We start from the raw sequence: 21,870 nt of genomic DNA, 5'->3' as shown, positions 1-21,870 counted from the left end.
GGTGTGCTCCTTGGGTGAATGACTGAGGTGATTACCACTTGCCGGTGCTCATGCCGCCATCCACGGGCAGCACGACGCCGGTCGTGAAATCGGCGCCCGTGAGGTAGAGCACCGCATCGGCGATCTCCTGCACGGTCGCGATGCGGCCAGCGGGCGCCAGGCCGTTGAGGAAGCCGTGCTGCTCGGGCGTGTACAGCGGCGTGTCCACGATGCCGGGTGCCACCGCATTCACCTTGACGTTGTGCGGTGCGAGTTCGAGCGCCAGCGCGCGCGTCGCGGCATTGATGCCGCCCTTGATCAGCACCGGCAACACGGCCGGCACCTGCTGGTTCGGCTGCAGCGCGATGCTCGCCGTGATGTTCACGATGTGTCCCTGGCGGCGCGCGACCATGTGCTTTGCCGCGGCCTGCGAGGCGTAGACGAAGCCCTTGAGGTTCGTGGCGACCAGCTGGTCGAGTTCGTCTTCGGTGTAGTCGACGAAAGGCTTCGCGTTGAAGATGCCCGCGTTGTTGACGAGCACGTCGACCTGGCCGAAGCGCTCCACGGCGCGGTCGACGAGCTGCTGCGCCGTGTCGCGGTGGCCGATGTCGCCCGCGACGCCGAGAAGGCGCGCCGGGTTGCCGAGCTGCTTCGCGGCGGCTGCGAGCCGCTCTTCGGTGCGCGCATTCGCGACCACGTTGAAGCCGCGCGCGAGGTACGCCTGCGCAAGGCCCAGGCCGATGCCGCTCGAGGCGCCGGTGATGACCACGGTGGGTGAAGAGTTGTCCTGCATGTCGGTTCTCCAGGGAAGTTGATGACGTGGGGAGAACTGTATTGATGACAGCGAAACAGATAAATCACTAGACTCGCACTTCACTTGATACACAAGGTAATCAATCCATGCAGCGGCAGTTCGGCGACATCCTCCTGGGCAGCATCGAGTTGTTCTGCCTCGCCGCGGAGAGCGGCGGCTTCACCTCGGCGGCACTCGCGGCCGGCGTGACGCCCGCGGCCGTGAGCCGATCGATCTCCCGGCTCGAGAAGCGGCTGGGATTGCGGCTTTTCGTGCGCACCACGCGCAGCGTGCGGCTCACCGACGCGGGCCGCTCCTACTTTGCACAGTGCCGACAGGCGCTGGCGCAGCTCGCCGAGGCCGAGCGCGAGGTGACGGGCCAGCAGGCGCTGCCTTCGGGCACGCTGCGCATCAGCGTGCCGACCACCTACGGCCACCACCGCATCCTGCCGATGCTGCCGGCGTTTCGCGAACGCTTTCCCGACATCCGGCTGCACGTGCACCTGAGCAACCGCAACATCGATTTCGTGGAAGAGGGCTACGACATGGCCGTGCGCGTGCGGGCCCAGCCCGACTCCACGCTGATCGCGCGGCACCTCGAGGATGCGGACCTGGTCGTGGTCGCCACGCGCAAATACCTGAGGAGGGCCGGCACGCCGCGCACGCTGGACGACCTCGCCGCGCACGAGTGCATCCAGTTCGAGCTGCCCAGCAGCGGCCGCCGCATTTCGTGGCTCTTCAAGGAGAACGGCAAGGACCGCGAAGTCTTCGCGGACGGCGCCTACAGCTGCTCCGACGACGTGCTCGGAGGCGTCACGCTCGCGAAAAGCGGCGCCGGGTTGTTCCAGACCTACCGCTTCGTCGTGGAGAAGGAACTGGCCGACGGCGCGCTCGTCGAGGTGCTGAAACCTTTCGCCGGTCGCTCGCGGCCCTACACGCTGCTGTACCCGGACGGGCGCCACGTGCCGCTGCGCATGCGGGTGTTCATCGATTTCCTGATGGCGCAGCGGACCGGGTGACGCCCGCCACGCATGCTCACACGCCCAGCAGTTCCTCCAGCACCGTCGGCTCCGCCAGCAGATCGGCCGACGCTCCATGCCGCACGATCTGCCCCTTTTCCATCACCACCGCCAGGTCCGTGTGCGCGAGCACCTTGCGGTAGTCGCGGTCGACGATCAGCGTGGCGATGCCCGTCGCGCGGATCTCGCTGATCACGCGCCAGATCTCGGCCACGATCAGTGGCGCGAGGCCTTCGGTGGCTTCGTCGAGGATCAGGAGGCGCGGGTTGGTCATGAGCGCGCGGCCGATGGAGAGCATCTGCTGCTCGCCGCCCGACAGCTGCTGGCCGCCGTGCGAGAGCCGTTCCGACAGGCGCGGGAAGGTGGCCATCACGCGGTCGAAGGTCCAGGCGCGCTGGCCGTCGATGCCGGCGCGTTCGCTCATCACGAGGTTCTCGCGCACCGACAGGTTCGGGAAGATGCCGCGCCCCTCGGGCACGTAGCCGATGCCCAGCCGCGCCATCTTCTCGGGCGGCAGGCCGGTGACGGTGCGGCCGTCGACCTGCACCTCGCCGGAGGCCGGACGCACGTAGCCCATGATCGTGCGGATGAGCGTGGTCTTGCCCATGCCATTGCGCCCGAGCAGGCCGACCGAGGTCGCCGCGGGAATGCCGGCGTGCACGCCGCGCAGGATGTGGCTGTTGCCGTAGTAGGTGTTGAGGTCGCGAACGATCAGCATCAGTGTTGCTCCTCGCCGAGGTAGGCCGTGCGCACTTCGGGGTTCTCGCGGATCGACGTCGGGTCGCCGGTCGCGATGACGGTGCCGTTCACCATCACGGTGATGCGGTCGGCGATGCGGAACACGGCGTCCATGTCGTGCTCGACCAGCAGGATGGCGTGCGTGGCCTTCAACCGCGCGAGCAGCGTGAGCATGCGGTCGGTTTCTTCCGCGCCCATGCCGGCGAGCGGTTCGTCCAGCAGCAGCACGCGCGGGTGGGTGGCCAGGCACATCGCCACTTCGAGCTGGCGCTGCGCGCCGTGGCTCAGCGTGCCGGCGACGCGCCGGGCTTCGGCCGTGAGGCCGGCGGCTTCGAGCGCGGCATCGGCCGAGGCGTTGCTGGTGGCGCAGCGCTGCGACGACTGCCAGATTGCCCAGGGCTTCGCCGTGGCGGCCTGCGCGGCGAGGCGGCAGTTCTCGTGCACCGTGAACTCCGGGAAGATGGTGGTGCGCTGGTAGCTGCGGCCCACGCCGTCGCGGGCGCGGCGCGACTGGGCGCGCGCGGTGATGTCGACGCCGTCGAGCGCAATGCGGCCTTCGGAGGCCTCGATCTCGCCCGAGAGCATGTTGATGAGCGTCGACTTCCCGGCGCCGTTGGTGCCGATCACCGCATGCACCTCGCCGATGTGCAGGTCGAGCGTGACGGCGTTGACGGCCGTGAGGCCACCGAAGCGGCGCGTGAGCTTGTCCACGGACAGCAGTGCGGTGGTCATGCGCCTCCCTTCGGCGACAGGCGCTGCACCAGGCCGATCAGGCCCTTGGGCAGCAGCGCCACGAACACGATGATGGCAATGCCCAGCGTGAGCTGCCAGTGGTCGGCCAGCGGGCCCATCACGGCATGCGTCGAGAAGATTTCCTTGAGCAGCGTGAAGGCCACGGCGCCGATCACCGCGCCGCGCAGGTGGCCGAGGCCGCCCAGGATCACCATCAGCAGCACTTCGCCCGAGTTGTGCCAGGCCATCAGCTCGGGGTTGACCACGCCGTCGCGCGAGGCCAGCAGGAAGCCCGCGAGCCCGGCCAGCGCGCCCGCGAGCACGAAGGCCGCGAGCTTGTAGCCGTACACCGCGAAGCCCGCCGCGCGCATGCGCTGCTCGTTCACACGGATGCCCGCGAGCGCCGCGCCGAAGCGCGAACGGCGGATGAGTGCCAGCAGGCCGTAGGTGAACACCAGCGCCGCCAGCACCACGTAGAACAGCACCGTGCGGTTCTCCATGTCGAGCGCGCCGAGGGCCGGGCGCACGTACAGGTAGATGCCGTCGCTGCCGCCGCCGACCTTGGTGTCGTGGAACACGAAGAACGCCATCTGCGCGAAGGCCAGCGTGACCATGATGAAGTACACGCCGCGCGTGCGCAGGCTCAGCGCGCCCACGAACAGCGCATACAGCGCCGCCGCGCCCATCGACAGCACCAGCAGCACTGCGAAGTTGCCGCCCTCGTTGCCCGAGGCCAGCACGGTGACGTACGCGCCGATGCCGTAGAAGGCCGCGTGGCCCAGGCTCACGAGCCCGGTCATGCCCACCAGCAGCTCCAGGCTGAGCGCGAAGATCGACAGGATCATCACCTTGACGATGAAGTCCGACGCGTAGTTGCCCAGCAGCGGGCCGGCCACGGCGAGCGCGATGGCGCACAGCACGGGCACGACGAAGGCGCCGCGCCGGGGAGATGTAGACACAGATGCAACCACCGGGCTCATGGCCGCCTCCCCATCAAGCCTTCGGGCTTCCAGATCAGCACGATGGCCATCAGCAGGTAGATGCCGATGCCCGCCAGGTCGGCGAAGAACACCTTGCCGAAGGTGTCGACGAAGCCCACCAGCAGCGAGGCGACGAGCGCCCCCGTGATCGAGCCGATGCCGCCGATCACCACCAGCACGAAGCAGATGATGAGCACGCTCGCCCCCATGTTGGGGTACACCGAGGACATCGGCGCGGCGATCATGCCGGCCAGCGCCGCCAGCGCCACGCCGGCCGCGAACACGATGCGGTACAGCCGCTTCACGTCGATGCCCAGGCCGCGCACCATGTCGCGGTTGCTGGCGCCGGCGCGGATCATCATGCCCAGGCGCGTGCGGTTCACCACGTAGTACAGGCCCACGGCCAGCACGATGCAGGCGGCCGAGGCAAACAGGCGATACCACGGGTAGCTCATGACGTTGCCCAGCGCGAAGCTGCCGTCCAGCCACGCGGGCACCTTCACGCCGTGCACGTCGTTGCCCACGAAGATGGAGCGCAGCTCCTCGAACACCAGGATGAGCCCGTAGGTCATGAGCACCTGCTGCAGGTGGTCGCGCTGGTAGAGGTAGCTGAAGAAGGCCCACTCCAGCACGTAGCCGAAGATCGCGGCCAGCACCACGCCGGCCACCAGCATCAGCAGAAACTGGTCGCCGAACAGCGGCGCCAGCGAGAACGCCATGTAGGCGCCGATCATGTAGAAGCTCCCGTGGGCGAGGTTGATGACGCCCATGATCCCGAAGATCAGCGTCAGCCCCGAGGCCACGAGAAAGAGCAGCAGGCCGTACTGAACGGAGTTCAGGCACTGCACCAAGAAGGTTCCGAAATCCACCGTGTGATCCCAGTTGAGTGTGGTTGCCGCAAGGCGGCTCGCAACCCCGTGACTCGGTCAGGGGCCGCGAGGGAACGAGACGAACGCTGGGGCTTGGGGCCCGCTGCTTACATCCGGCAGCCGCGAGCCGGGTCCGAGAGACCCTTGATCGCGGTGCTCACCAGCTTGTTTTCCTTGCCCTCGACCTTTCGCAGGTAGATGTCCTGCACCGGGTTGTGCGACTTGCTCACCGTGAAGGTGCCGCGCGGGCTGTCGATCTTCGCCTTCTCGATCGCGCCCGTGAACTCGGCCTTCTTCGAGATGTCGCCCTTGGTGGCATTCAGGCCCACGCCCAGCATCTGCGCGGCGTCGTAGCCCTGCACCGCGTACACGTCGGGCTGCAGCTTGAACGACTTGGCATAGGCCACGCGGAAGGCGTTGTCGCGCGGGGTGTTCAGGCCGTCGGCGTAGTGCAGCGTGGTGAGCATGCCTTGCGCCGATTCGCCTTGCGCGTCGAGCGTGCCGTCGGTCAGGAAGCCGGGGCCGTACAGCGGGATGGTCTTGTTCAGGCCGGCGGCCTGGTAGTCCTTGACGAACTTCACCGCGCCGCCGCCCGCGAAGAAGGCGTACACCGCATCGGGCTTGGCCGCGGCGATCTCGGTCAGCAGGGCCTGGAACTCCACGTTGGGGAAGGGCAGGGTGAGTTGCTTGTCGACCTTGCCGCCGTTCTTCTCGAAGCCTTCCTTGAAGCCGTTGACCGACTCTTCACCGGCCGCGTACTTCCAGGTGATGGTCATGACCTTCTTCTTGCCCTGCTGCTTGGCCGCCACCTCGCCCATGGCGAAAGCCGGCTGCCAGTTGCTGAACGAGCTGCGGAAGATGTTGGGCGCGCACATGGGGCCCGTCACCGCGTCGGCGCCGGCGTTCGGCACGATGAGCACGGTGCCGCTTTCCTTGGCGGCCTTGGCCATGGCCATCGCCACGCCCGAGTGCACGGTACCCACGATCACGTCGACGTTGTCGCGCTTGATGAGCTTGTTGACGTTGTCGGTGGCCTTGGCGGGGTCGGACTCGTCGTCGACCTTGAAGTATTCGATCTCGCGGCCGGCCAGCTTGCCGCCTTGCTGTTCCACGTAGAGCTTGAAGCCGTTTTCAATGGCCACGCCCAGGGCGGTGTAGGTACCGCTGTAGGGCAGCATGAGGCCGACCTTGAGCTTTGCCGTGCCCTGTGCGCCGGCCGCGGAGGCCAGGGCGGCGAGGGCGATGGCCGTGAGCGCCAGGCGCGCGGTGCGAAGGTTCGTCATGGTGTCTGTCTCCTGTTGTTGGTGATGAAAGAAGCGGTCGCGACGATGACACGATCCGGCTGATCGCGATGCGGGGAATGCCCGCATTCAGGGATTTCGAGCAGCTCGCAAATCCCACCGACGCGCGGTGCGATGTCGCGGATCTGCGCGAGCGTGCCGTACGCGTCGTCGATGCCCTGCACCGCGAGCAGGGGGCAGCGGATGGTGGCCAGCTCGGCCTCGATGTTCCAGTCGCGAAAGGGCGGGTGCAGCCAGATGCGGTTCCAGCCCCAGAAGGCCGAGTCGGCGCTGTCGTGGTAGCGGCCGAGCTTGGCGGGCAGGTCGGTGCTGCGGTAGGCGGTGCGCGCGATCTCGATGTTCGCGACGGTCTTGTCTTCCACGAAGATGTGCGGCGCGAGCACCACGAGGCCCGCGACCTTGTCCGAGAAGCGCGAGGCGTACAGCAGCGAGATCGAGCCGCCGTCGCTGTGGCCGAAGAGCCACGGCTTCTCGTCGCCGAGCTTCAGCGCGGCGAACAGCGCGGGCAGCACCTCGTGCGCCTGGCGGTGCATGAAGTCGACGTCCCAGATCTCGTCCTCGGCGCGCGGCGTGGAGCGCCCGTAGCCGGGGCGCGAGAACACGAGCCCGCGCGCGCCGGCGGCCTCGCACACTTGGGCGGGAAAGTCCTTCCACATCGCGACGGAGCCCAGGCCCTCGTGCAGGAACACGATGAGCGGGGTGTCGGCGCCGCGTTCGGGGGCGATCCACCGGCACTCGATGCGCACGGTGCGCCCGCGCCAGTCGATGGTGGCGAAGTCGGTGGCAACCGTGGGCGTGCTCATGCCTGCTTCTCGCGTTCGCGCAGCCGGAAGCGCTGGATCTTGCCGGTGGCCGTCTTCGGCAGCTCGCTCACGAACTCCAGGAAGCGCGGGTACTTGTAGGGCGCCAGGCGCTCCTTCACGAAGGCCTTGAGCTCGTCCTCGGTGGCGGCGGCGCCGTCTTTCAGCACCACGAAGGCCTTGGTCTTCGTGAGCCCGTCGGCGTCGTCCTTGCCGATGACGGCGGCCTCGAGCACGGCGGGGTGCTGCATCAGCGTGGCCTCGACCTCGAAGGGTGAGACGTAGATGCCGCTGACCTTCAGCATGTCGTCGCTGCGGCCCGCGTAGGTGAAGTAGCCGTCGGCGTCGCGCGTGTACTTGTCGCCGCTCTTGGTCCAGCCGCCCTGGAAGGTGTCGCGCGATTTCTCGCGGTTGCACCAGTACATCAGTGCCGAGCTCGGGCCGCGGATGTACAGGTCGCCCACCTCGCCGTCGGGCACGGGGCGGCCGTCTTCGCCGCGCAGCTCGACCTCATAGCCGTCCACCGGCTTGCCCGTGGTGCCGTAGCGCACGTCGCCGGGGCGGTTGGAGATGAAGATGTGCAGCATCTCGGTCGAGCCGATGCCGTCGATGATCTCGCAGCCGAAGTGCGCCTTGAAGCGCTGCGCGATCTCGCCGGGCAGCGCCTCGCCGGCCGACGAGCACATGCGCAGCGCCACGGCCTCGCGCGCGGGCAGCTTCGGCGAGGCGAGCATGCCCGCGAAGCCGGTGGGCGCGCCGAAGAACACGGTGGGCTTGTGCTCGGTCCAGCGGCGGAAGGTGGCGTCGGGCGTGGGGCGCTCGGCCATCAGCACCACGGTGGCGCCCACCGACAGCGGGAAGGTCAGCGCATTGCCCAGGCCGTACGCGAAGTACATCTTGGCGGCCGAGAAGCACACGTCGCCTTCGGTGAGGCCGAGCACGGGCTTGCCGTAGAGCTCGGCGGTCCACCACAGGTTGGCGTGTGTGTGCACCGTGCCCTTGGGCTTGCCGGTGGAGCCGGAGGAATAGAGCCAGAAGCCCGGGTCGTCCGACGCGGTGGGCGCGGGTGCGGGCAGGGGCTCGGCGGCGGCGAGCGCAGCTTCGAACTCCTGCGCGCCTTGGGGCAATGCGCCCGTCGGTTGCGACACGAACAGCGTCTGCACTTCATGGCCGCCGCGCGCCATCGCATCTTGCAAGGTCGGCAGCAGCGCGCCCGACACCAGCACCGCCTGAGCGCGGCTGTGGTCGAGCATGTAGGCGTAGTCGTCGGGCGTGAGCAGCGTGTTCACGGCCACGGGCACGATGCCCGCGTACAGGCACCCCAGGAAGCTCACGGGCCAGTCGTTGCCGTCGAGCATGAGCAGCAGCACGCGCTCTTCGCGGCGGATGCCCGCGGCCTTCAGCGCGGCGGCCAGGCGGCGCGCGCGGTCTTCGAGCTGGCCGTAGCCCAGCGTGCCGCGGTCGTCGATGTAGGCGGTGCGTTCGGCGCGGCCGCGGTTGAGGGCGAACAGGTGTTCGGCAAAGTTGAATCGTGCGGGCAGGCTGCTGTTCATCGTGTGTCTCCTTGGGGCCTGTGCGTGGCGCTAGAGGCCGAGGGCGGCGAGCACGCCGGGGCTCGCCTGCACCGCGCTCCTGCGGTGATAGAAATCGAGCGCGCGCAGGCCGCCCAGTTCGGCGCCGCCGCCCGCGCGGCCGGGGCCGCCGTGCAGCGACATCGGCATCACGTTGCCGTGGCCGGTGTGGGCCTGCGCCACCTCGGGCGTGATGACGTGCACGCGCCCGTGGCTCGGCGCGACCGACAGCGCGGCCTGGGCCAGCGCGGCATCGTCGCTGCCGTACAGCGAGGTGACGAGCGAACCCTGGCCCCGGTGCGCGAGCGCGATGCCGTGCGCCAGGTCGTTGTAGGGCAGCAGCGTGGCGACCGGGCCGAACACCTCCACGTCGTGCACGCGCTGCGCCGCATCGGCGTCGCGCGCGCCCAGCAGCACGGGGCCGATGCAGGCGGCCACGGTGGGGTCGGCGTCGATGAGGGGCTTGTTGCGGCCGTCGTGCAGCACGGTGGTCTGAGCGGCCAGGGCGTCGAGGCCATCGCGCACCGCGTTCAGCTGCGCGCGGCTCACGAGCGAGCCCATGCGCACGCCCTCGTTGCGCGGGTTGCCGACCGTGACGCCCGCGAGCTTGGCGCCGATGGCTTCGGCGGCGGCGTCGTACACCTCGGCCGGCACCAGGATGCGGCGGATGGCGGTGCACTTCTGGCCCGACTTGACCGTCATTTCGCGCACCACTTCGCGCACGAGCAGGTTGAAGGCCTCGCTGCCGGGCGCGGCGCCGGGCAGCAGCAGGGCGCTGTTGAGGCTGTCGGCCTCGATGTTCACGCGCACCGAACGCTCGGCCACGGCCGGGTGCGAACGGATGATGGCGGCCGTCTCGGCCGAGCCGGTGAACGAGACCACGTCGAAGGGCTGCAGTTGGTCCATCAGGCCGGCCGAGCTGCCGCAGATGACCGACAGCGCGCCGGCCGGCAGCACGCCCGCATCGACCACGTCTTTCACCATGCGCTGCGTGAGCCAGGCGGTGGCCGTGGCGGGCTTGACGATCACGGGCACGCCCGACAGCAGCGCGGGCGCGGCCTTTTCCCACAGGCCCCACGAGGGGAAGTTGAAGGCGTTGATGAACAGCGCCACGCCGTGCGTCGGCACCTGCAGGTGCTGCGACTGGAACACCGGCTCCTTGCCGAGCTTCACGGCCTCGCCATCGCGCAGCGCGCGCACGTCGCCGAGTGCATCGCCCCACTTGGCGTACTGGCCGAGCGTGAAGATCGCGCCGTCGATGTCGACCGCCGAGTCGTTCTTCACCGTGCCGCAGTTCGCGGTGGCGATCTCGTAGTACGCATCGCGGTTCGCCTGCAGCACCTTCACGACGGCGGTGAGCAACCCGGCGCGCTGGCGGTAGGTGAGGGCGCGCAGCGCGCGGCCGCCCTGGTCGCGGGCGAAGGCAAAGGCCTCGGGCAGGTCGAGGCCGGTGGCGTCGACGCGCGCGAGTTCGGTGCCGAGCACCGGGTCGAACAGGGGCGTGCCGGCGCCCGTGCCGCTTTGCCAGCGGCCGGCGACGTGGTTGGAAAGAAGGTCGGTCATGCGGTGAACTTGATCTGCCCCTCGGGCAGCAGGTAGAGGACGAGTGCGCGGCCCTGGGCCACGGTCGGGCGGTGTGCGGTGCCGGGCCCGTAGACGCACCAGCCCGCGGGCCGTCCGTCGAAGGTGGCGGCGGGGGTGTCGTCCAGCGGCATGATCAGGTCGATCTCGCCGTTCGGGTGCGTGTGGTGCGGGCCGGCGAGGTCCTGCATGTCGACCACGTCGACCGAGAAGCGGTGCAGCGCGTCTTCGGCCTTGAAGACGCGGCCGTACTTGATGCCGCCGCCTTCGCGGTCGCACAGCCAGCCTTCGGCGACGCCGCCGATGCAGGCCTGGCGCAGTTGTGCAAAACGGGCGCTGCCGGCGCCGTGGGTGGCGTTGAGCCACTGGTCGAGCGTGGCGTCCAGCGGCTGGCCGGCGATCTCGGCGGTCAGGTCGGCGATCAGCTGGTGAAATGCCGCCTTGCCGGTGGCGGGCGTGGGGGTGTCGGACATCGTGGGCCTCGAACGGATGAACTATCGTCTTCTTGCAGGAAGTCTGCGTGTGCAGTATCTTGCGTGTGATCGAACAATAAGCAGCGAGACAACAGGTGTCAAGCAATATAGTGCATCTATGGTGTTTACCCTGAGCGCGCACAATCCCGGCGAAGAACGAGGAATGGCATGAACGAGCATGTAGACGCGGTGCTGGCCACCGCGCCCGAGGGCGGCACCGGCAACCACGGCGCCGCCGTGGCCGGGGAGGCCAAGAACCCATTGCTGGTGGCACTGGGCGACCGCGTGCGCAACCTGCGCGCGCAGCGCGGCCTCACGCGCAAGGCGGTGGCCCTGTCGGCCGACGTGTCGGAGCGCCACCTGGCGAACCTGGAATACGGCATCGGCAACGCATCGATCCTGGTGCTGCAGCAGGTGGCCGGGGCGCTGCACTGCTCGCTGGCCGAGCTGGTGGGCGACGTGACGACCAGCTCGCCCGAGTGGCTGCTGATCCGCGAACTGCTGGAGCACCGCAGCGAGGCCGACCTGCGCCGCGTGCGCGTGGCGCTCGGCGAGATGCTGGGCACGGCTTCGGTCGACCCGGCGCGGCACCGGCGCATCGCGCTCGTGGGGCTGCGCGGCGCGGGCAAGTCGACGCTGGGGCAGATGCTGGCCGAGGACCTCGAAATTCCATTCATCGAGCTGAGCCGCGAGATCGAGAAGCTCGCGGGCTGCAGCGTGCGCGAAATCCACGACCTGTACGGCACCAACGCCTACCGCCGCTACGAGCGCCGCGCGCTGGAAGAGGCGGTGCAGATCTACAGCGAGGTGGTCATTGCCACGCCCGGCGGCATCGTGTCCGACCCGGCCACCTTCAACGAGCTGCTCGCCCACTGCACCACCGTGTGGCTGCAGGCCGCGCCCGAGGAGCACATGGGCCGCGTGGCCGCGCAGGGCGACACCCGCCCGATGGCCGCCAGCAAGGAGGCCATGGAAGACCTGCGCCGCATCCTGAACGGGCGCGCCGCTTTCTATTCGAAGGCCGATCTGTCGGTCGATACCAGTGGGAAGACGTTGCCGCAGAGCTTCCAGGCCTTGCGCGCGGTTGCTCGGCAGTCGATGGGGCTGGCCTGAGTTTCTGGCTGCTGGCGTTAGGGCGCTCGCTGTTCAGGGCGACGCTCCCGCCGACGGGGTACCTTGCTCCGCGAATGTCCCCCGGCCTGCGGCCTCCTCCTTAATTTCGCTGCGCAAGGCACCCCATCGGCGTGAGCGTGGGCAGTGCGGTGGTTGATCGGCCATGACCCGACCGCGTGCCCCGTGCGCAGGGCACTGGGTGCTTCCCGCAGCGAAATTAAGGAGGAGGGCGAAGCCCGGGGGACATTCGCGGAGGGAAGTACCCGGTGTCCTGCGCACACCCCCCGATCCGTCGTGCGCCCCGCACAAGCCCTGCCCTATCCAGAAATCTGAAAAAAAGCACAACAGGCATTGACTTGCCTGTTTGCATGCAGCATGATGCATGTCATCGGAACAAGGAAGTGCACTATTATTCCTGTTCACGGTTTTCTGAACACAGCCCCACAGGAGACTTCCGCATGACCGACACCACGCTCCAGGCGCCCCAGCGCGTCGACTACCGCATCGAACCCGCCCAGTACCGCCACTGGTCGCTGAGCTTCGACGGCGCCATTGCGCGCCTCACGCTCGACATCGCGGAAGACGGCGGCATCCGCCCCGGCTACAAGCTCAAGCTCAACAGCTACGACCTGGGCGTGGACATCGAGCTGAACGACGCGCTCAACCGCATCCGCTTCGAGCACCCCGAAGTGCGCAGCGTGATCGTCACCAGCGGCAAGGACCGCATCTTCTGTTCGGGCGCCAACATCTTCATGCTGGGCGTTTCCAGCCACGCCTGGAAGGTGAACTTCTGCAAGTTCACCAACGAGACGCGCAACGGCATGGAAGACACCTCGAAGCACTCGGGCCTGAAGTTCCTCGCGGCCGTGAACGGCGCCTGCGCCGGCGGCGGCTACGAACTGGCACTGGCCTGCGACGAAATTTTGCTGGTCGACGACCGCTCCTCGTCCGTCTCGCTGCCCGAAGTGCCCCTGCTCGGCGTGCTGCCCGGCACCGGCGGCCTGACCCGCGTGACCGACAAGCGCCACGTGCGCCACGACCTCGCCGACATCTTCTGCACCAGCGTCGAAGGCGTGCGCGGCCAGCGCGCGGTCGACTGGCGCCTGGTCGATGCCGTGGCCAAGCCCGCGCAGTTCCCCGCCGCCGTGCAGGAACGCGCCACCCAACTCGCCGCCGGCAGCGACCGCCCCGCCGGCGCCAAGGGCGTGGCCCTGACCCGCGTCGAACGCACCGACAGCGCCGACGGCATCGCGTATGCCAACGTCAATGTGCAGATCGACCGCAGCAAGCGCACCGCGACGATCACCGTGAAGGCACCCACCGGCGCGCAGCCGGCCGACATCGCCGCCATCGAAGCCGCAGGCGCCGCCTGGTGGCCGCTGGCCGTGTGCCGCGAGCTCGACGACGCCATCCTCAACCTGCGCACCAACGAACTCGACGTCGGCACCTGGCTGCTCAAGACCGAAGGCGATGCCGCCGCCGTGCTCGCCTCCGACGCCGTGATGTTCGCCAACAAGGACCACTGGCTGGTGCGCGAAACCATCGGCGCGCTGCGCCGCACGCTGGCGCGCCTGGACGTGTCGTCGCGCAGCCTGTTCGCGCTGGTCGAGGCCGGCTCGTGCTTCGCCGGCATGCTGGCCGAACTGGCCTTCGCGGCCGACCGCACCTACATGCTCGCGCTGCCCGACGACGCCGCGCGCGCACCGAAGCTCACGCTCAACGAATTCAACTTCGGCTTCTTCCCGATGGTGAACGACCAGAGCCGCCTGCAGCGCCGCTTCTACGAAGAGGCCGCACCGCTTGAAGCCGCGCGCGCCGCCGCCGGCCAGGCGCTCGACGCCGACGAGGCCGTCAAGCTCGGCCTCGTCACCGCCGCACCCGACGACATCGACTGGGACGACGAGATCCGCATCGCCATCGAAGAGCGCGCCGCCATGTCGCCCGACGCACTCACCGGCCTCGAAGCCAACCTGCGCTTCGCGAGCAAGGAGAACATGGCCACCCGCATCTTCGGCCGCCTCACGGCCTGGCAGAACTGGATCTTCAACCGCCCCAACGCCGTCGGCGAAAAGGGCGCCTTGAAGGTCTACGGCACCGGCCAGAAAGCCGGCTTCGACCTGAACCGCGTTTGAGCACAGAGCAGTCCGCACAACCCAAGGAACAACGATGAGCACGATCAACTACAGCGAGAAGATCCCCAACAACGTCAACCTCGGCGAAGACCGCACGCTGCAGCGCGCGCTCGAAGGCTGGCAGCCCAACTTCATCAACTGGTGGGACGACGTGGGCCCCGAAGGCTCGACCAACCACGAGGTGTACCTGCGCACCGCCGTGAGCGTCGACCCGCAGGGCTGGGCGCAGTTCGGCCACGTGAAGATGCGCGACTACCGCTGGGGCATCTTCCTGAACCCGGGCGACGCCAACCGCGAAGTGCACTTCGGCGACCACAAGGGCGAGAAGGTCTGGCAGGACGTGCCCGGCGAACACCGCGCCAACCTGCGCCGCATCATCGTCACGCAGGGCGACACCGAGCCCGCGTCGGTCGAGCAGCAGCGCCACCTGGGCCTCACGGCGCCGTCGATGTACGACCTGCGCAACCTGTTCCAGATCAACGTCGAAGAAGGCCGCCACCTGTGGGCCATGGTCTACCTGCTGCAGAAGCACTTCGGCCGCGACGGCCGCGAAGAGGCCGACGCGCTGCTGCAGCGCACCTCGGGCGACGCCAACAACCCGCGCATCCTGGGCGCCTTCAACGAGAAGACGCCCGACTGGCTCGCGTTCTTCATGTTCACCTACTTCACCGACCGCGACGGCAAGTTCCAGCTGGCCGCGCTGGCCGAGAGCGCGTTCGACCCGCTGGCGCGCACCACGAAGTTCATGCTGACCGAAGAGGCGCACCACATGTTCGTGGGCGAGAGCGGCGTGTCGCGCGTCATCGCGCGCACCGCGCAGGTGATGAACGAGCTCAAGACCGACGACGCGCAGAAGATCCGCGCCGCCGGCTGCATCGACCTGGGCACCATCCAGCGCTACCTGAACTTCCACTACTCGGTGACCATCGACCTGTTCGGCGCCGACCAGTCGAGCAACGCCGCCATCTTCTACAGCTCGGGCCTGAAGGGCCGCTACGAAGAAGGCAAGCGCGACGACGACCACGTGCTCAAGGGCCAGACCTACAAGGTGCTCGAGGTGAAGGACGGCCAGCTCGTCGAGAAGGACGTGCCGATGCTCAACGCCCTGAACGAAGTGCTGCGCGACGACTTCATCAAGGACTCGGTGGCCGGCGTCGGCCGCTGGAACAAGGTGCTCGAGAAGGCCGGCATTCCCACCCGCCTGGTCGTGCCGCACAAGGCCTTCAACCGCCAGATCGGCGCCCTCGCCGGCATCAAGATGTCGCCCGAGGGCCGCGTGGTGAACGACATCGAATGGGCCGCCAAGCGCGACGAATGGCTGCCGAGTTCCGAAGACTTCGCTTTCGTGGCATCGTTGATGGGCCGCGTGATCGAGCCGGGCAAGTTCGCAGGCTGGATCTCGCCGCCGGTGATGGGCATCAACCGCCAGCCGGTGGACTTTGAATACGTGCGTTTCGGCTGAGCGTCTGGATATGAAGCCCTCGTCCCCACGGCGAGGGCATGGAGAACAACATGGACATGGTCGTTGAAGCCGGGGTCATCAAGCAGCACCTGATCGACCCCGAGATCTGCATCCGCTGCAACACCTGCGAGGCGACCTGCCCCGTGAATGCGATCACGCACGACGACAACAACTACGTCGTTCGTGCGGACGTCTGCAATGGCTGCATGGCCTGCATCTCGCCGTGCCCCACGGGCTCGATCGACAACTGGCGCACCATGCCGCTGGTGCGTGCGTACACCATCGAAGAACAGCTCACGTGGGAAGAACTTCCCGCCGAGCTGTCGCCTGAAGAACTCGAAGCCGCGGGCGTGTCCGGCGCAGCCGCTTCGGCCGCGGAAGTGCCCGCTCAGACGCAGGCCCAGGCCGCCGTGCAGGGCACCGAGCCCGCCTTCAACTCCGCGCAGTACGGCGCCAGCGTGCCGCCCTGGTCGGCCGCGCACGCCTACACCAACCTCTTTCCGCCGAAGACGCCGACCACCGCCACCGTGGTGGGCAACTTCAACTGCACCGAGGCCGGCTTCGACAGCGAGACCCACCACATCGTGCTCGACTTCGGCGTGGTGCCGTTCCCCGTGCTCGAGGGCCAGTCGATCGGCATCGTGCCCCCGGGCGTCGACGCCATCGGCAAGCGCCACCATGCGCGCCAGTATTCGGTGGCCAGCCCGCGCAACGGCGAGCGGCCCGGCTACAACAACGTCTCGCTCACCGTGAAGCGCGTCACCGAGGACCACGAGGGCGATCCGGTGCGCGGCGTGTGCTCCAACTACGTGTGCGACCTCAAGGTGGGCGACACCGTGCAGGTGGTGGGGCCCTTCGGCGCCTCGTTCCTGATGCCGAACCACCCCAAGTCGCACATCGTGATGATCTGCACCGGCACCGGCAGCGCGCCCATGCGCGCCATGACCGAATGGCGCCGCCGCCTGCGCAAGAGCGGCAAGTTCGAAGGCGGCAAGCTCATGCTGTTCTTCGGCGCGCGCACGCAGCAGGAGCTGCCGTACTTCGGCCCGCTGCAGTCGCTGCCGAAAGACTTCATCGACATCAACTTCGCGTTCTCGCGCACGCCGGGCCAACCTAAGCGCTACGTGCAGGACCTGATGCGCGAACGCGCCGCCGACCTGGCCGCGCTGCTGAAAGACGGCGCCAGCCACTTCTACGTGTGCGGCCTCAAGAGCATGGAAGAGGGCGTGGTGCTTGCACTGCGCGACGTGGCGAAGGAAGCGGGGCTCGACTGGGACACCGTGGGTGCGCAACTCAAGCGCGAAGGCCGCCTGCACCTCGAAACGTACTAAGCTGCGACGGATGCAGTTCGCCGACTTCCACGCAGGCCAGGTCATCGAGGCCGGGCCTTATGTGCTCACCGAAGCCGAACTCGTGCAGTTCGCGCGGGCCTACGACCCGCAGTGGTTTCACACCGACGCCGAGGCGGCGGCCGGCAGCCCCTTCGGCGGGCTCATCGCGAGCGGCTGGCACACCTGCTCGATCGCGATGCGGCTGGTGGTCGAGGCGGCGCTGGCCGGTTCCGAATCGTTCGCGTCGCCCGGGCTCGAGCACGTGCGCTGGCCGAACCCCGTGCGACCCGGCGATGCGCTGCGGCTCGTGGCCGATGTGATCGAGGTGCGCCGTTCCGAGAAGCGCCCCACGCTGGGCATCCTGCGCTGGCGCTGGCGGCTGTTCAACCAGCGCGCGCTGGTGGTGCTCGACACCGAAGTCACCAGCCTCTTCAAGCTGCCCGCACCCGACCTCTGAACGACACAAGCCCGCAACGCGCTAGCGCTGCGGGCTTGATTTCTTGTTGCGGAGCGATGTGCTGCAGCCGCCGCGTCCGGCCGCTGCAGCGATGCGGGGTGCGACTTACTTCTTGTGCAGGTCGACCGCGCCCGAGCCCTGCGCCTTGCCGCTCGCCTTGGCACCGGCCGTGGCCGGTTTCACGGCGCCGCCCACGGCGCCAGCGGCACCGGTCGCGCTGTTCACGGTGCTGCCCACGGTGTTGGTCACACCGCCGACGGCTTGCGTCGCGCCGCCCACGGCGCCGGTGGCACCGCCGACCGCACCCGTGGCCGTGCCGAGCACGCCACCGACGGCATTGCCCACGCCGCCGGTCGCGCCGGTGGTGGAGGTGTCCGCGTTGGCATCGGCCGACGCACCGGTCTGCGTGCGTGCGCCTGCTGCGCTGCCTTGTGGCGTCGCGCCGGTGCTGCCCGAGGCCTTCACATCGGCGTTGACCCCCACGCCGACCCCGACGCCTTGCGCCTGGGCCGTCCCGCCGAGGGCCAGCAGGCCCGCCAGCATGGCGCCGATGAAGATGCGGTTGGTTGCATGTGTAGTCATGAGTGACAGTTCCTTTCGTTGCTGAGTCACGGTTTGCAGAACCGACCGGGGTTCGATCGATTCGGGGGCAACCATGACGGGCCGGCAGGTTGTCGCCATGTGCGGCGCGTTCGCCCGACGCTGTGGGAATCGGCCGTCGACGGAATCGGGGGCTCGTGCGTTAGGGCGGCGTTTGCAAATCCCCGCCCGATCCGGGGTTTCTGGGCGCGATGCGCCGCGGCATCGAAAACATGCAACTAATAATGTTGCATGAAAAGAGACAGCAAGCTTTCCGGCGTGCTCCACGTGCTGCTGCACATGGCCGAGCTGAACGCCCCCATCACCTCCGAGGCGCTCGCCGCGGCGATGCAGACCAACCCCGTGGTCGTGCGTCGGCTCATGGCGGGCCTGCGGCAGGCCGGCTTCGTCAGCTCGGCCAAGGGGCATGGCGGCGGCTGGGTGCTGTCGTGCTCGTTGAATTCGGTGACGCTGGGCGACATCCACAACGCCGTCGGTGCGCCTGCGCTGCTGGCCATGGGCAATCGCACCGAGAGCCCGGGCTGCATCGTCGAGCAGGCGGTGAACGCGGCGCTCGACGGCGCCTGCCAGGAGGCCGAGGCGCTGCTGCTGCGGCGGCTCAACGGGATCACGCTGGCCGATCTCTCCAGGGACTTTCATCGCCGCATGACGGGCGGCGGCTTCACCGCGAAGGACATCGCACATGCGTTTTGACGCACTCATCGTGGGCGGCAGCTTTGCCGGCCTCTCCGCCGCCATGCAACTGGCGCGCGCACGCAGGAAGGTCTGCGTGGTCGACGCGGGCGCGCCGCGCAACCGTTTCGCCGCAGCCTCGCATGGCTTCTTCGGGCAGGACGGCATGCCGCCGCTGCAGATGATTGCCGATGCGCGCGACAAGCTGCTCGCCTATCCGTCCGTCACCTTCGTCGAAGGCACGGTGACTGCGGCGACGGCCGATGGCACGGAGGGCTTCACGGTTTCGTTGAACAGCGGGGAACAGCTGTCGACGCGCAAGCTGCTGCTGGCCTTCGGCGTGCAGGACGGCCTGCCGGACATCGCGGGCCTCGGCGAGCGCTGGGGCCAAAGCGTGTTGCACTGTCCTTATTGCCACGGCTACGAGTTTGGCGACCGTCCGCTGGGCGTGCTCTTTCACAGCGCGCATCCGCCGGATCACGCGCTGCTGATCTCCGAGTGGGGCCCGACCACGCTCTTCCTGAATGGCGACGCGGGGCCGGATGCCGAGGCACGCGCCCGGCTGCAATCACGCGGCGTGGCCGTGGAGCCCGGGCGCATCGCCGGCCTCGAAGGGCAGGGGACGAACCTCGCGGCCGTGCGTCTCGACGACGGCCGGCGCGTGCCGATCGAGGCGTTGTTCGTGGCGCCGCACACGCGGCCGACCAGTCCGCTGGCCGAGCAGCTGGGCTGCGCGTTCGACGACGGCCCGACCGGCCGGGTGCTGCGCGTCGATGCGATGAAGACGACCACGGTGCCCGGCGTGTACGCGGCGGGCGACGTGGCGATGGCTTTTTCCAACGCCACGCTGGCCTCGGCCGACGGGCTGTTCGCCGGGGTGTCGATGCACCGCGCGCTGGTGTTCGGCGCCTGATTTCAAATTTTTTCGGGGGAAGATGGCAAACAGCCTCAAACCACCCTATAATCTGAGGCTCACGCGGGAATAGCTCAGTTGGTAGAGCGCAACCTTGCCAAGGTTGAGGTCGAGAGTTCGAGACTCTTTTCCCGCTCCAAATCGCATGAAAAAGGCCACCTCATCAGGTGGCCTTTTTTATTGGCGCGTCGCTTTCAACCTCGCGCCGGCAGCACGGTCCCCCGGCTCTCGCCGAAACCGATGCGCGCATGGCCGGGCTTCTCGCACCAGCCGCGCAGCAGCACCGCATCCCCGTCTTCCAGGAAACCGCGCGTCTCGCCGTTGGCCAGCGTCACCGGGGTTTGGGCCGCGCGCGTCAGCTCGATGATCGCGCCGGCCTCGCCCTCGCCGGGGCCCGAGATGGTGCCGCTGCCGAACAGGTCGCCCGGGTTCAGGCTGCAGCCGCCCACCGTGTGGTGCGCCACCATCTGCGCAATGCTCCAGTACTGGTGCCGGAAGCTCGTGGCCGACAGGCGCGACGGCCCTGTCTTCTGCTGGCGCGCCTTTTCGCTTTCGAGCCAGACCTCGAGCTGGATGTCGAGTGCCCCGCCCTCGCGGTTCGCGCTGCTCTCCAGGTAGGCCAGCGGTTGCGGCTCGTTCACGGGCCGCGTCCACGCATGGCGGTAGGGCGCCAGCGCTTCCATCGTCACGATCCACGGCGAGATCGTGGTGGCGAAGTTCTTTGCCAGGAAGGGCCCGAGCGGCGCCATCTCCCAGAACTGGATGTCGCGCGCCGACCAGTCGTTGAGCAGGCAGAGACCGAAGATGTGGTCTTCCGCGCGCGCGAGCGGAATCGCCTCGCCCTGCGCATTGCCCTGGCCGATCCACACGCCCAGCTCCAGCTCGTAGTCGAGCCGCGCGCAGGCCTGGTAGGTCGGCGCCTTCGCGCCGGGCGCCATGGCCTGGCCCATCGGCCGGTGAAAGCGCTGGCCGCTCACGCCGATGGTCGACACGCGCCCGTGGTACGCCGTCGGCACCCAGCGGAAGTTGGGCGTGACGTCGCCGTCGGGGTTCATCAGGCGGCTGATGTTCAGCGCGTGGTCGATCGAGGTGTAGAAGTCGGTGTAGTCGCCGATGCGCGCGGGCACGGTGTATTCGACCTCGGCCTGCGGCACGAGGCAGCCGCGCAGGTCGTTCGCGGTCGCGGCCGGCGCATCGCTGTGCAGCAGCGCGAAGACCGCATGGCGCAGCGCCTGCCAGGCGGGCGGGCCGAGCGCGAAGAAATCGTTCAGCGCGGGCAGGGCGGCGGCGCGTGCCGCATCGAGCGCGAGGCCGTCGACGTGCGAGCCCGCAGCCAGCGCCGCGAGGTCGAGCACCTGGTCGCCGATGGCCACGCCGCCGCGAAACGGTTCGGGGCTGCCGGTGCGGCGGAACATCGCATACGGCAGGTTCTGGATCGGAAAGTCGCTGCCCGCGACGTTGGCGGATGCGACCCAACTGCGGGCGCCGGCGTCGTGCGTGTGGTTGAGTTCGATCATGTTCACACCGACGCCATCAGCGCGTCATCGAAGATCGCCACCGCGCGCGTCCAGCCCGCCGAGGCGCCGCGGATCTTGTGCGGGAAGCAGCTGATGAAAAAGCCCGTGGGCGGCAGCACCTCGAGGTTGTGCAGCTTCTCGATGTGGCAGTAGCCGATGTCGCGCCCGGCCTTGTGGCCTTCCCAGATCAGCGAGGCGTCGTGCGTCTCGCCGTACTTCTTGGCGGTGTGCACGAAGGGCGCGTCCCAGCTCCACGCGTCGGTGCCCGTGAGGCGCACGCCGCGCTCCAGCAGGTACATGGTGGCTTCGTAGCCCATGCCCGCGCCGGCCGACACATAGTCGGGGTTGCCGTAGCGCGAGCCGGCGCGCGTGTTGACCACCACGATCTCCAGCGGGCTCAGCGTGTGGTTGATGCGCTTGAGCTCGGCCTCGACATCGGCGGCCGTCACCACATAGCCGTCGGCGAAGTGGCGAAAGTCGAGCTTCACGCCGGGCTGGAAGCACCATTCGAGCGGCACGTCGTGGATGGCGATGGCGGGCTTCTTCTCGCCCAGCGCCTTGTCCATGGTCGAGTGAAAGTGATAGGGCGCATCGAGGTGCGTCCCGTTGTGCGTGGACAGCTGCACCAGCTCCACGGCCCAGCCTTCGCCGTCGGGCAGGTCTTCTTTCTTCAGGCCGGGAAAGAAGGGCTCGATCTGCTCGAAGGTGTGCTCGTGCGTGAAGTACTGGATCTTCGGCGCGAAGGCCGGCGGATCGGACAGCACGTCGTTTTCGAGAAAGATCGACAGGTCGACGAACTTGCGTGGCATGGCGAGGCTCCTTGTGGGGTGTAGGTTT

Annotated in this window: 21 protein-coding genes and 1 tRNA gene; 9 read left to right on the top strand and 13 right to left on the bottom strand. The window is 68.3% G+C overall.

Annotation, left to right across the window (positions count from 1 at the left end; genetic code table 11):
- Positions 1-31: 31 nt before the first annotated feature.
- Positions 32-772, bottom strand: a complete 741-nt coding sequence (locus AC57B8_RS21005; protein ID WP_496480674.1) for an SDR family NAD(P)-dependent oxidoreductase — start codon at positions 770-772, stop codon at positions 32-34.
- 107 nt (positions 773-879) lie between these two features.
- Here AC57B8_RS21005 and AC57B8_RS21000 point away from each other — a divergent pair, with 107 nt between their 5' ends.
- Entirely contained in the window at positions 880-1,791 is a 912-nt protein-coding gene (locus tag AC57B8_RS21000; RefSeq protein ID WP_496480673.1) for a LysR family transcriptional regulator, read from the top strand.
- A 16-nt stretch (positions 1,792-1,807) separates the two neighbouring features.
- Here AC57B8_RS21000 and AC57B8_RS20995 read toward each other — a convergent pair whose 3' ends face one another.
- From AC57B8_RS20995 to AC57B8_RS20955, 9 genes are all read right to left on the bottom strand, one after another.
- Positions 1,808-2,509: an ABC transporter ATP-binding protein gene (locus AC57B8_RS20995; protein ID WP_070061401.1), complete on the bottom strand. Its 702-nt coding sequence runs from the start codon at positions 2,507-2,509 to the stop codon at positions 1,808-1,810.
- The gene (locus AC57B8_RS20990) at positions 2,509-3,261 is read right to left on the bottom strand and encodes an ABC transporter ATP-binding protein (protein WP_496480672.1); all 753 of its coding nucleotides are present in this window, start codon (positions 3,259-3,261) and stop codon (positions 2,509-2,511) included. The genes AC57B8_RS20995 and AC57B8_RS20990 overlap by 1 nt, the downstream gene beginning before the upstream one ends.
- Positions 3,258-4,220, bottom strand: coding sequence for a branched-chain amino acid ABC transporter permease (locus AC57B8_RS20985; protein ID WP_447739868.1), 963 nt, complete (start codon positions 4,218-4,220; stop codon positions 3,258-3,260). Before AC57B8_RS20985 ends, AC57B8_RS20990 begins: the two co-directional genes overlap by 4 nt.
- Before the next feature lie 17 nt (positions 4,221-4,237).
- Positions 4,238-5,110: a branched-chain amino acid ABC transporter permease gene (locus AC57B8_RS20980; protein WP_062470301.1), complete on the bottom strand. Its 873-nt coding sequence runs from the start codon at positions 5,108-5,110 to the stop codon at positions 4,238-4,240.
- 107 nt (positions 5,111-5,217) lie between these two features.
- The gene (locus AC57B8_RS20975; protein ID WP_139703460.1) at positions 5,218-6,393 is read right to left on the bottom strand and encodes an ABC transporter substrate-binding protein; all 1,176 of its coding nucleotides are present in this window, start codon (positions 6,391-6,393) and stop codon (positions 5,218-5,220) included.
- Positions 6,390-7,214 carry an alpha/beta fold hydrolase gene (locus AC57B8_RS20970; protein ID WP_496480671.1) on the bottom strand — a complete coding sequence of 275 codons (825 nt, stop codon included), beginning with the start codon at positions 7,212-7,214 and terminating at the stop codon, positions 6,390-6,392. Before AC57B8_RS20970 ends, AC57B8_RS20975 begins: the two co-directional genes overlap by 4 nt.
- Entirely contained in the window at positions 7,211-8,764 is a 1,554-nt protein-coding gene (locus AC57B8_RS20965) for a benzoate-CoA ligase family protein (RefSeq protein WP_496480670.1), read from the bottom strand. Before AC57B8_RS20965 ends, AC57B8_RS20970 begins: the two co-directional genes overlap by 4 nt.
- Before the next feature lie 30 nt (positions 8,765-8,794).
- A complete protein-coding gene (locus AC57B8_RS20960) occupies positions 8,795-10,345 on the bottom strand; it encodes a 3,4-dehydroadipyl-CoA semialdehyde dehydrogenase (protein WP_496480669.1) in 1,551 nt (516 codons plus the stop codon).
- Entirely contained in the window at positions 10,342-10,836 is a 495-nt protein-coding gene (locus AC57B8_RS20955) for a 4-hydroxylaminobenzoate lyase (RefSeq protein ID WP_307582583.1), read from the bottom strand. The genes AC57B8_RS20960 and AC57B8_RS20955 overlap by 4 nt, the downstream gene beginning before the upstream one ends.
- A gap of 168 nt (positions 10,837-11,004) precedes the next feature.
- Here AC57B8_RS20955 and AC57B8_RS20950 point away from each other — a divergent pair, with 168 nt between their 5' ends.
- The 5 genes from AC57B8_RS20950 (at position 11,005) to AC57B8_RS20930 (ending at position 17,331) form a co-directional block, all read left to right on the top strand.
- Positions 11,005-11,949 carry a helix-turn-helix transcriptional regulator gene (locus tag AC57B8_RS20950; RefSeq protein ID WP_062470316.1) on the top strand — a complete coding sequence of 315 codons (945 nt, stop codon included), beginning with the start codon at positions 11,005-11,007 and terminating at the stop codon, positions 11,947-11,949.
- A 458-nt stretch (positions 11,950-12,407) separates the two neighbouring features.
- Positions 12,408-14,081: a 2,3-epoxybenzoyl-CoA dihydrolase gene (gene boxC, locus AC57B8_RS20945; RefSeq protein WP_496480668.1), complete on the top strand. Its 1,674-nt coding sequence runs from the start codon at positions 12,408-12,410 to the stop codon at positions 14,079-14,081.
- 34 nt (positions 14,082-14,115) lie between these two features.
- Complete coding sequence (boxB, locus tag AC57B8_RS20940) at positions 14,116-15,543, top strand: benzoyl-CoA 2,3-epoxidase subunit BoxB (RefSeq protein ID WP_062470322.1); 1,428 nt, start codon at positions 14,116-14,118, stop codon at positions 15,541-15,543.
- Between the two features lie 50 nt (positions 15,544-15,593).
- Positions 15,594-16,874 carry a benzoyl-CoA 2,3-epoxidase subunit BoxA gene (gene boxA / locus AC57B8_RS20935; protein ID WP_495304412.1) on the top strand — a complete coding sequence of 427 codons (1,281 nt, stop codon included), beginning with the start codon at positions 15,594-15,596 and terminating at the stop codon, positions 16,872-16,874.
- 10 nt (positions 16,875-16,884) lie between these two features.
- On the top strand, positions 16,885-17,331 hold the full coding sequence (locus AC57B8_RS20930) for a MaoC family dehydratase (protein ID WP_062470325.1): 447 nt from the start codon (positions 16,885-16,887) through the stop codon (positions 17,329-17,331).
- 105 nt (positions 17,332-17,436) lie between these two features.
- Here the strand turns inward: AC57B8_RS20930 and AC57B8_RS20925 are convergent, their stop codons facing one another.
- Entirely contained in the window at positions 17,437-17,913 is a 477-nt protein-coding gene (locus tag AC57B8_RS20925) for an adhesin (RefSeq protein WP_496480667.1), read from the bottom strand.
- Positions 17,914-18,162: 249 nt separating this feature from the next.
- Here AC57B8_RS20925 and AC57B8_RS20920 point away from each other — a divergent pair, with 249 nt between their 5' ends.
- From AC57B8_RS20920 to AC57B8_RS20910, 3 genes are all read left to right on the top strand, one after another.
- Positions 18,163-18,624: an RrF2 family transcriptional regulator gene (locus AC57B8_RS20920; RefSeq protein WP_496480666.1), complete on the top strand. Its 462-nt coding sequence runs from the start codon at positions 18,163-18,165 to the stop codon at positions 18,622-18,624.
- Complete coding sequence (locus tag AC57B8_RS20915) at positions 18,614-19,516, top strand: NAD(P)/FAD-dependent oxidoreductase (protein ID WP_496480665.1); 903 nt, start codon at positions 18,614-18,616, stop codon at positions 19,514-19,516. The genes AC57B8_RS20920 and AC57B8_RS20915 overlap by 11 nt, the downstream gene beginning before the upstream one ends.
- A 63-nt stretch (positions 19,517-19,579) precedes the next feature.
- A tRNA-Gly gene (locus tag AC57B8_RS20910) sits at positions 19,580-19,655 on the top strand.
- A 55-nt stretch (positions 19,656-19,710) separates the two neighbouring features.
- Here AC57B8_RS20910 and fahA read toward each other — a convergent pair.
- Both fahA and AC57B8_RS20900 read right to left on the bottom strand, forming a co-directional pair.
- Positions 19,711-21,033 carry a fumarylacetoacetase gene (fahA, locus tag AC57B8_RS20905; protein ID WP_496480664.1) on the bottom strand — a complete coding sequence of 441 codons (1,323 nt, stop codon included), beginning with the start codon at positions 21,031-21,033 and terminating at the stop codon, positions 19,711-19,713.
- 2 nt (positions 21,034-21,035) lie between these two features.
- Positions 21,036-21,842, bottom strand: a complete 807-nt coding sequence (locus tag AC57B8_RS20900) for a cyclase family protein (RefSeq protein ID WP_095743084.1) — start codon at positions 21,840-21,842, stop codon at positions 21,036-21,038.
- Positions 21,843-21,870: the final 28 nt, after the last annotated feature.

The sequence above is a fragment of the Variovorax sp. BGA-UO-ETr-C22 genome, assembly GCF_059567965.1.
The sequence above is the reverse complement of the archived record's forward strand: the minus strand, read 5'-3'. Positions and strand labels throughout refer to the sequence as shown.